At 65.0% G+C, this 7590-nt stretch carries 7 protein-coding genes; 3 read left to right on the forward strand and 4 right to left on the reverse strand.

The features are described 5' to 3' along the window. Positions 1 to 2021: molybdopterin-dependent oxidoreductase (locus tag GEV05_05425; GenBank protein ID MPZ42841.1), on the forward strand; the 2021-nt coding region annotated here is incomplete at its 5' end. 528 nt (positions 2022 to 2549) lie between these two features. Then, positions 2550 to 3605 (forward strand): SDR family NAD(P)-dependent oxidoreductase, encoded by a 1056-nt coding sequence (locus tag GEV05_05430; protein ID MPZ42842.1) that lies wholly within the window; start codon positions 2550 to 2552, stop codon positions 3603 to 3605. A gap of 66 nt (positions 3606 to 3671) precedes the next feature. On the opposite strand, the gene GEV05_05435 is transcribed toward GEV05_05430, so the two are convergent. Then, positions 3672 to 4640, reverse strand: a complete 969-nt coding sequence (locus GEV05_05435) for a tripartite tricarboxylate transporter substrate binding protein (protein ID MPZ42843.1) — start codon at positions 4638 to 4640, stop codon at positions 3672 to 3674. 170 nt (positions 4641 to 4810) lie between these two features. On the opposite strand from GEV05_05435, the gene GEV05_05440 reads away from it, so the two are divergent. Next, a complete protein-coding gene (locus GEV05_05440; protein MPZ42844.1) occupies positions 4811 to 5230 on the forward strand; it encodes a cupin domain-containing protein in 420 nt (139 codons plus the stop codon). A gap of 68 nt (positions 5231 to 5298) precedes the next feature. Here the strand turns inward: GEV05_05440 and GEV05_05445 are convergent, their stop codons facing one another. Genes GEV05_05445 through GEV05_05455 form a run of 3 tightly spaced genes read right to left on the reverse strand, consistent with a single transcriptional unit; the run spans position 5299 to position 7429 of the window. Continuing rightward, complete coding sequence (locus GEV05_05445; protein ID MPZ42845.1) at positions 5299 to 5553, reverse strand: hypothetical protein; 255 nt, start codon at positions 5551 to 5553, stop codon at positions 5299 to 5301. Beyond that, the gene (locus GEV05_05450; protein MPZ42846.1) at positions 5550 to 7016 is read right to left on the reverse strand and encodes an amidase; all 1467 of its coding nucleotides are present in this window, start codon (positions 7014 to 7016) and stop codon (positions 5550 to 5552) included. The genes GEV05_05445 and GEV05_05450 overlap by 4 nt, the downstream gene beginning before the upstream one ends. After that, positions 7013 to 7429, reverse strand: coding sequence for a hypothetical protein (locus GEV05_05455; GenBank protein MPZ42847.1), 417 nt, complete (start codon positions 7427 to 7429; stop codon positions 7013 to 7015). Before GEV05_05455 ends, GEV05_05450 begins: the two co-directional genes overlap by 4 nt. Between the last annotated feature and the right edge of the window lie 161 nt (positions 7430 to 7590).

Here is a 7590-nt window from a genome sequence, read left to right on the forward strand (position 1 = left end):
GCGCGCAGCATGGGGCCGAAGGCATTTTCGGCGGCTCGCAAGGCTGGGCGTCCGCCGGTCGAATGCATCACGCCGGCTCGCAGCTCAAGCGCTTCCTGTTCAGCGGCGGCGGCTGCGTCGACAAGAAAGGCAATTACAGCTTCGGCACCGCGATGTTCCTGCTGCCCCACGTCATCGGCACCGCAGGCCCGGTGTCGGGCCAGGTGACCGACTGGACGAACGTCTGCGCTCATACGCGGCTCATCGTCGCGTTCGGCGGGCTCGCGCTCAAGAACGGGCAGGTGTCGTCCGGCGGTCCCGGAGAGCATGCCATGGAGACGTGGCTGCGCCGCGCCAGGGATGCCGGCATCGAATTCGTCGTCGTGAGCCCGAACCGCGGCGATGCTCCCGATTTCCTGCACGCGCACTGGATCTCGATCCGGCCTGGAACCGATACGGCGTTTCTGCTCGGCATGGCGCACGAGCTGGTGAGCGAGGGACTCGAAGACCGCGCTTTCCTCGCCCGGTATTGCACTGGATACGAGCAGTTCGAGCGCTATCTCACGGGGCGCGACGACGGCCAACCGAAGAGTCCGCAATGGGCGGCGCCGATTTGCGGCGTCGATGCGGCGGAAATCCGCGCGCTCGCTCGCAAGCTCGCAGCGACGCGCAATCTATTGACGATGACCTGGTCGATTCAGCGTGCGCACCACGGTGAGCAGCCGTATTGGATGCTGATCACGCTCGCCGCGATGCTCGGTCAGATCGGTCTGCCGGGCGGCGGCTTCGGGTTCGGGCACGGCTCGCAAGGCGGCGTCGGCAGTCCCCGGCCGGCGGGCGCAGCCACGCCCGAGCTGCCCACCGGTAAGAACCCTGCGAGCACCGCGGTCCCGTCGGCGCGCCTGACCGATATGCTCGAGCGTCCGGGCGGCGAGTACGACTTCAACGGCGAACGGCTGCGCTATCCCGATATTCGTCTGTTCTATTGGGCCGGCGGCAATCCATTTCATCATCATCAGGATCTGAATCGGCTGCGACAGGCCTGGCAGCGCCCGGATACGGTGATCGTCCACGAAACGCACTGGACGCCGACGGCGCGCCATGCGGACGTCGTTCTGCCGGCGACGACGACGCTCGAGCGCAACGACCTGGGCGGCTCGGCGCGCGATCGATTCCTGTTCGCGATGCATCGCGCGATCGATCCGATCGCTCTAGCACGCAATGACCGCGATATCTTCGGCGAGCTTGCCGCGCGCGGTGGCTTCGAGGCTCGCTATACCGACGGGCTGGACGAAACCGGCTGGATCCGCAGGCTCTACGACAGCACGCGCGAGAAGAATCTGAGCGCCGGCGTCGAGATGCCGCCGTTCGAGGTCTTCTGGGAGCGCGGCTACTTCGAGCTGCCGCGGCCGCAATGCGCCTTCGTGCTGTTTGACGACTTTCGCAACGATCCGCTGGCGCATCCGCTTAAAACCCCGAGCGGCAGGATCGAGATCTATTCGGCGCGGATCGCCGACTTCAACTATGACGACTGTCCGCCGCACCCGACCTGGCTGCCGCCGAGCGAATGGCTCGGCGCCTCGCAGGCGCGCGTCTACCCCTTGCATCTCGTCACCACGCAACCGCCCGACAAGCTGCACAGCCAGGCCGATTACGGCCCTGTCGCGCGCGCGGCCAAGCGCGCCGGTCACGAGCGCATCCGCTTGAGCACCGCAGACGCGAGCATGCGCTCGCTTACCGGCGGCATGGTCGTGCGCGTGTTCAATGCGCGCGGCGCTTGCCTGGCGACGGTCGAAGTCGATGCGGGTTTGCGCACCGGCGTTGCCATCATGTCCACCGGAGCCTGGTACGATCCTGCCGATGCGAACGACCGCGCGCTCGAACGCCATGGGAATCCGAACGTGCTCTCGCTGGATCAGGGTACCTCGAAGCTCAGTCAGGGACCGAGCGCGCTCTCGATGCTGGTCGAAGTGGAGCGCTGGGACGGCGATCACGCCGCATCCGCGCATACCCCGCCGCATATCCTTGCAAGCGGGAGTTAGCTCCGGAGAAACGTGTCTGCTCTGCCGGAGTAGAACGCCAGGTAAACCCGGCGCGCGGAGCTCGCTTCAGAGTCGTCAGACGCAAATTCGATCGTCTCCGGCGACGCAGATCTGCTCCAACGCGCTGCAGCGGAATAGCCAGGCACGGCCCGGGTTGGCCGACGTTTTCGGCGGCATGCTTTAACCGGCGTGGCGGCATCGTAGAATTGGAGACGCAGCAGTGGTGCGCTGTCGCCAACTGCGCAACATGGGACCTTGATTACAAGACACGTCATGCAGCAGACGCGAATCTCATACGAGCTCACCGACGAGCGGAAGCCGCTCGAGGCGCCGGAGCAGGATCGGTCGTGCCCGATAACGGCTCGCCATCTGGCGCACCACGGCCTTGCGCTCTGTCATCGTCAGCCCCATCGCCCACCCCCTCCCAGCTCTTGCTGGAGGGGCGGATTTCGCTCAGATTTTTGCGTGAGGCAACGAATCGGTTTCGCTCAGATTTCTTGATGAGGCAATTCGCACTCTTTACCCAGGCTGCAGGGGAGATCACTATATGCACCACGCCAAGGCTTGGCAAAGCATGGGCTTATCGACGTGATCACACTCGTCACCGGCGCTACGGGATTCGTCGGCATCAACATCGTAGAGGCGTTGCTCGCTCGAGGCGACGAGGTCGTCGCTGTTGGCCAGGGTGGCATGCCTGGGAACGCGCAGGCGGCGTTCGCGCGCTTCGGTAAGCAATTGACCGTCGTCGAAGGCGATGTGCGGGACGCAACTTGCGTAGATGCCCTGTTCAGCGGCCAGCGGCGCGCCGATCGTCTGGTGCACGCTGCGGCGGTAACCGCCGGTGTGGCGCGCGAGAAGCGCGACCCGGCCACCATCGTCGAGGTCAACGTTGCCGGAACCGCGCGCGTGCTGCAGGCCGCGCATCGAAACGGCGTAGGCCGCATCGTCCACGTGAGCTCCGGCTCCGCCTATGGCAGATCGCTATTCGAGTGCCCTCGTCTGTACGAGGACGTGACGCCCGATCGCCCGGAAACGATGTACCAGATCACCAAGTTCGCCGGCGAGCGCACGGCATTGCGGCTGCGCGCGCTGCACGGCCTGGACCTCGTCTGCACGCGTCTGGGGAGCGTGATCGGACCGTGGGAGCGCGATACCGGCGTGCGCGATACGCTCTCCACGCATTTTCAGCTCGCTCGCCGGGCCGCGCAGGGCGGGAGCGCAATCCTCCCCAAGCGGGAATATCGAAGGGACTGGGTATACTGTCGCGACGTCGCCGCCGGCATCGTGGCGCTGCTGGATGCGAAAGCGCCCTCGCATACGCTCTACAACCTGAGCTCGGACCGCGAATGGGGCGGCCTTGCACCGTGGTGCGAGCAGCTCCGGGCGACGTACAGCGCGTTCGGCTATCGTGTCGCCGCGCAGGGCGAACACGCCAATCTCGCGATTGCCGAATTGCAGGATCGGGGCGTCATGGATATCGCCCGCATCGACCAGGACATCGGCTTCAAGCCCCGCTTCGGGCCGGATCAAGCCTACGAGGACTACACGCGCTGGCTGCGGGAGTACAACCCGTTCCCGGCGTAACAGCGACCTCCGCAGCTCAGGACATTACACAAGCCGCGAACCGGCGCGCGAAGCGGGTGCATCCGCCTAGTTCGGTGCCGCACCTGACCGGCGAACGATTTCGCCCCACTTCTCGTTTTCCTTGCGGATGAAGTCCGCATATTCTTTCGGGCCGATCTCCATCGGGATGCCGCCCACCGTCGAGAAGCGCTCCTTCACGTCGGGCTGTCGGAGCACGCGCACCATTTCCTTCGCGAGCCGCTCCACGATCGCCGGTGGCATGCCGGCCGGGCCCGACAGGCCGTACCAGATGCCGCCCTCCATGCCCGGAACGCCCGCCTCCGCGATCGTCGGCACATCGGGAAAAACGGCGAAGCGTTTTTCGTACAGCGCCGCCAGCGGGCGCAGCCGCCCGGCCTTCAACTGGCCGATGATCGAGGGCAGGCCGTCGAACATCAGATGCCCCTCGCCGCCGGCGAGCCCGACCACCGCCGGCCCGCTGCCCTTGTAGGGCAGGTGTCTGATGTCGACGCCGGTCAGGAGCTTGAACTGTTCCCCCCAGAGCTGGGGCGCACTGCCGTTGCCCGAAGAAACGAAGAGGTACGCACCGGGCTTCGCCTTGGCGAGGGCGATGAATTCCTTCACGGTCTTCGCCGGCACCTCCGCATTCACCACCATCATGGCCGGCATATACAAGACTCCGGAGATGTGGGTGAAGCTCTTCATCGCGTTGTACGGGAGCTTCTTGTACAGCACCGGCGCAACGCCATGCGTCGTGCTCGACGTGAGCATGAGCGTGTGACCGTCGGGTGTCTGCTTGGTGACGTATTCGGAGGCGACGATGCCGCCGGCGCCCGGTCGGCTTTCGATGACGACGTTCTGGCCGAGAAATTCGGAGAGCTTGGCGCCTATCACCCGGCCGGTGAAATCGGCAGCCCCACCTGGAGGTACCGAAAGCACCAGGCGCAACGGCCGAGCGGGATAGTTGCCCTGACCCCAGGCATGGAGAGCCGAGCCGAGGCCGATCACGGCGATGACGGTAAGGATTGGCTTCATGGTGGTACTCTCAGTCGATGCAAGTGGACGAGGAACAGGCGACGTAACGGCTCCTGCGCGACACGAATCGGCTGGACCCGCAAGCGCTCCAGCGCTCGCACACACGCACGATAGCAAAGCATTCGAGAAGTAACAATTCAAACGTCCGGTCCACGACCGGAAGTGGAGGTATGGCGATGGATTATTGCGACTGGATTGCAAGCCACCTGGGCAAGGCGCCCATGACGATCGACTGGAGGGACGTGCCGAACGAGGCGGTGGACGATCCCAATGTTTCCACGCACACCGGAACGACGCGCCAAACCTGGGTGGGCGACAAGGTTGTGCTTACGCGCGCGGTCGTACGCGCGAATTCGAGAGGCAAGCCGCATTTCCACGCGTCCGAGCAGGTGTCTATGATCTTGCGGGGCGGTGTGCGGGTGCACATGGACGGAACCGAGCGGGTCGCCATGGCGGGCTCCATAGTTCATATTCCGGGCAACAAGATTCACATGTTCGAGATCCTGGGTGAAGAGACCGAGCTTCTGGATGTTTATACGGTGCTGGAAAGCGCCGAAGAGTTGCGAAAGCACTATCCGGCTTCGGATTGAGACGGTGACAGAGGCGAAAGCCGCCCTAGGTTCGACGCGGGAAACCAGCGCGCCGGCGCAGTGCTGATTCAACGCTCCAGTGCCCCGATCCGATCGGGCCCGAGGACGTGGTGCGCAGGCTCGTCGAAGCGACTGCGTGCTCGCGGCAGGCGGCGCACCATCGCCTCGAATGCGGGATAGGAGGCGCACAACTCGTCCATGATTGCGGGCGGAAAATCGAGACCCGCCGCTCTTGCCATGCGCTCGATTTCTTCGCGCGAAGAAGGTGGCAGATCCTTCAGCGTCTGGGCCGCCGGGTCGGGTCGGATGAACGAGCGCGTCATTGGGTCATTCCTTCGATCGGGCGCCGAGTGTGCCAGTTGGTCAGCTGCTGATAGGCTTGTCCCACGCGGAACATGAGGGCCTCCTCGAAGTGTGCGGCGGCGAGCTGCAGGCTGAGCGGCAGACCTTCTCTACTGAACCCACACGGGATGTTCATCGCAGGCTGGCCGCCGATGTTGAACGGTGTCGTGATGTTCGGCGGGCGCAGGAATTTGTCCAGCTTGTCGGGATGCGCAGGTTCGGCCGGCGTCATCCAGCCTGCGGTGGCCAGCACATCGTATTCCTTGAACGCGCGCGCCAGCTCGCGCGCGAGCCACAGCCGCTGCCGCAGCGCCTGGAAATAGTCCTCCGCCCGGATGAGGGCGCCCGAAAGAACCTTGTTCCTGAACATGAGCCCGAAATCCTGGGGACGGGTGCGAAACTCGTGCTCGTATGCACTGAACATCTCGGTGATGGAGATGGTCGTCTTGCAGTCCTGGTAGACCAGGAGGTCGGACAGCCGGATCTCCTCGACGATGGCGCCCGCCTGAGCGAGCACATCCAACGCCACCGCGACGGCCGGGGCGATATCGGGATGACAGCGCTCGCCGCCGTCGTACCAGTGCCGGACCCAGCCGATGCGCAGGCCCTTGACGCCGAGGGAGAGATCGCGCGTGAAGTCGGCCGGCGCTCGCTCGACGCTGCTCACGTCTTCGTCGTCGTAGCCGGCGATGGCGTTCAACACGATGGCGGCGTCTTCGACCGTTCGCGCCATCGGCCCGCAGGTGTCGAAGGTGAACGTGTTCGGCAGCACGCCGCGCCGGCTCACCAGGCCGTAGGTGGGCTTGACGCCCACGATGCCGCACACGGCCGCCGGCATGCGTATGGACCCACCGGTGTCGGTGCCGATGGCCGCAGGCAGCAGGCCCGCTGCGAGCGCCGCACCGGCGCCGCTGCTGGTGCTGCCCGGAAGATAGCCCGCCTTCCATGGGTTCATCGCCGGCGGCCAAGGCAGATCCCAGGAAGGACCGCCGTGGGCAAACTCATAGGTGGTCAGCTTGCCGAGAAGGACCCCGCCCGGCTGCTTCATTCGCGCGGCGACTTCCGCGTCGCATTGCGGGATGTTGTGCTCGAGAACCTTCGACTGGCCGGTCGTGCGCACACCGGCCGTTTCGATCACGTCCTTCAACCCATAGGGAATCCCGCACAGCGGATCGGCGGGCCCGCGCATGAGGACTGCCTCGGCTTCGCGAGCACGTGCCAGTGCGAGCTCCGGGGTCTGCGTGACGAAGCAGTGCAGACTCGGTTCGTGCTTTTCGATGCGGGCCAGCAGATCCTTGACGATCTCCACTGGTGACACGGCGCGCCGGCGATAGAGCGCAATCAGCTCGGCGACCGTAGCGTAGTCGGCAGCCGCTGGGTTGGCGCCCGCCCCGGACCGCGCCGGCGTCGCGGCGGACGCGGGGGTATCGCTGCGGTCATTCATTTCGCAACGCCATCGAAAACGAGCCGCCGTTCCGCGAACTTCCACTCCCCGTCGACGAGCTTGATCGTATCGGTGTAGACCCCAGCGTGCGTGGTGTGCGGAAGCTTCCCGGGTTCGCCGTTGTAGCCGAAGAGATAACACCGGCCGCGGATCGTCTGCGCGTCGATCTTCTCGAGATGGATGCTGCCGTTCCAGTGACGGCGATAGACGTGCATCCGGCTGGCCTTGTCCTTTTTTTTGTAGGCCACCAGCGCCGCACGTCCCTTCACGTCGTAAGTACCATGATGCTCGCCGTCTTCGGTAAAGAGGCTTGCGTACCACTCCGCCTCGCCGGCGTCGCTGGATAGGTTGTAGGCCGAATAGAGGTTCAGGATCTCGACATACTCCTCGGGCGTTACCGCGAACTTCTTCATAGGCTCTCCGCAGCGTGGAAGGACTCGGGCAAGCTCATCATACGTATTCCCGAAGCCAGCGGCCACCAACCGCTCGGAGGAACCATCGCCCACAGGGCGCCGGCCATGGTGTAGCCCGCCGAGGGACGATCGATGTGTCCACGCCTGTGTCCATGCGCTAG

This window comes from Betaproteobacteria bacterium, from assembly GCA_009377585.1.
Classification (GTDB): Bacteria; Pseudomonadota; Gammaproteobacteria; order Burkholderiales; family WYBJ01; genus WYBJ01.

Excerpts from the sequence above, each read along its gene's own strand:
- GEV05_05445 (MPZ42845.1), bottom strand. The coding sequence starts at position 5,553 with ATGACGCGCTCGTTCATCCGACCCGACCCGGCGGCCCAGACGCTGAAG.
- GEV05_05455 (MPZ42847.1), bottom strand. The coding sequence starts at position 7,429 with ATGAAGAAGTTCGCGGTAACGCCCGAGGAGTATGTCGAGATCCTGAAC.
- GEV05_05440 (MPZ42844.1), top strand. The coding sequence starts at position 4,811 with ATGGCGATGGATTATTGCGACTGGATTGCAAGCCACCTGGGCAAGGCG.
- GEV05_05450 (MPZ42846.1), bottom strand. The coding sequence starts at position 7,016 with ATGAATGACCGCAGCGATACCCCCGCGTCCGCCGCGACGCCGGCGCGG.
- GEV05_05435 (MPZ42843.1), bottom strand. The coding sequence starts at position 4,640 with ATGAAGCCAATCCTTACCGTCATCGCCGTGATCGGCCTCGGCTCGGCT.